Origin of the sequence: Micromonospora sp. NPDC049580, assembly GCF_040675595.1 — a bacterium.
Classification (GTDB): Bacteria; Actinomycetota; Actinomycetes; order Mycobacteriales; family Micromonosporaceae; genus Micromonospora.
Genome location: NZ_JBFAPG010000767.1, coordinates 1 through 1,772, shown reverse-complemented (window position 1 = coordinate 1,772; position 1,772 = coordinate 1). Strand labels below are relative to the sequence as shown.

General features: G+C 67.3%; 1 protein-coding gene and 1 pseudogene. Both read right to left on the bottom strand.

The genetic code is table 11. From position 1 onward, the window contains the following. Window positions 1–332: 332 nt before the first annotated feature. A complete protein-coding gene (locus AB0J68_RS31890; RefSeq protein WP_355069037.1) occupies window positions 333–734 on the bottom strand; it encodes a hypothetical protein in 402 nt (133 codons plus the stop codon). A gap of 305 nt (window positions 735–1,039) precedes the next feature. Further along, window positions 1,040–1,576, bottom strand: a pseudogene (locus tag AB0J68_RS31885) (leucine zipper domain-containing protein); the annotation flags it as partial. Between the last annotated feature and the right edge of the window lie 196 nt (window positions 1,577–1,772).

Below are 1,772 nucleotides of genomic sequence, written 5' to 3'. Positions count from 1 at the left end.
ATGCTGGACGGTCTACGACTGCCCGACGAGGAGGTCCGCTCCACCTGGCCTGGCGCAGGTCGGTCCACTCCACCGCGTGTGGTCGCCGGCCGGCGCGGCCCGCTTGCGGACCGCCTTGATCTCGAAGAGCGCGGTTCAGCACCGCGTGCCCCTCGCCTCGCTGTCGATCCCCCCGTCCCGACCGCGTGGTCCTGCCTGGATTCTTTGTCGGGTCTCAGGACGTGCGTGACAGACCAGTCTCGGGACGTGGGTGACACGTCCGGCTAGACGATCTCTTACGGCTCAGGCTACAAGTCCTGGCGAATGCCTTGGGAGGGGCTAGATTCCTACTGTTATGGAGCCGCTTGGTCAGGTGGTGCGCCGGTCGGCGTGGGGTGGATGCCGAACTTTTCGATCATGAACCGCCAGAACAGGGCGACTCCCTCCTGCGCTGGTCTTTGGATCCGGTCGTTTCGGCCGGTGTGAGTGATGTGCTCGATGGTGATCCAGCCGTTGGTCGAGCGGACCCTGACGACGTCGACGGGTGGTGGTGTGACGGGTTTCGGCGTGACGATGAGGTCGAACATTGAGGTCGTGCCGGCCAGCAGGGCTTCGGCTTCGAACGCGATGACGCTGTCGACGATGTCCAGCACTGGTTCGTAGGTGGCACTGTCGTTGAGGACGCCGTGTAGGCGTGCCGCGATCGTGGGCCATGGCTGTTCGCGGAACTCAGCAGACGACCCCAGGGTGCGCATCCTTTCAGCGTGTCAGACGACGGTAGGTTGTGGCTTCGTGGCTGGAGCCGTCGGTCGCGGAGGTTCGGGTTTGCGGACCTTGAACCGGGCGACCGGTTTGACGGTGGTGCGGGCGACCTCGGTGACGAGCTGGTCGCCGTCGTGGACGCGGAAGGTGGTGTCGGCGGCTTCGACGGTGAGGGTGCGGCCGGCGTGGGTGATGCCGACGTGGATGCGTTGGCCGGCGATGACCAGGGATCCTCGGCAGCTGACGCGGCGTTCGACCTGGAGCGGCTGGGACGCGGGCTGCGGTGGTGGTCCGGCGGGGCCGTGGCCCGGCGGACGACGGCGGCGATGACGCAGAACCGGGAGTGGTCGTCGACGCCGGTGACGACCTTCGCCTCACCACCGTCGGCCAGCTGGATGCCGCCGACGATGTCCATTTGCCAGAGCTCCATCGGCCGGCCGCGTTCCCATCGCCGTTAGTCCTCCCGCCGACGCCGGCGAGGCGTCGGATCGACCAGGCCGTGCCGGATCAGCACCCGATGCACGGTGATCCGCGAAGGGATCGGCCCGGGGCAGTCACGACGGCCAAGCTCAAAGAGCAGGCGACGGGCACCCCATCGCGGGTGGTTCCGGCGCAGCTCACAGATGAGCGCCTCCACCTCAGGAGCAGTCTGGCCAGGCGAGGAACGTGGCCGGCTGGACCGGTCCGCAAGCCCTTCCAGGCCCTCGTCCTGATACCAGGCCAGCCAACGATGCACCGCTTGGCGGGAGACCCCGAATCGTTCTGCGACGTCCGTGACCGTGGATCCGGCCAGCACGTCTTGGACGGCTCGATACCGCTGTTCCATCACGCTCATCTCCACCAACACTCGGCGGAGTGTCACCCAGGTCCTGATACCGATGTGTCACGCAGGTCCCGAGACCGGACACCTGCCTGGATTCTTGCCCGTGAGAACTTTCCATACGTCTTCAAGGCGGCCCTGCGGGCCGCTCGCCCGCCACCTTCGCCGGCCGTCCGCGCCTCGCCGCTTCGCTCCCGGCGCGAGATCGGAA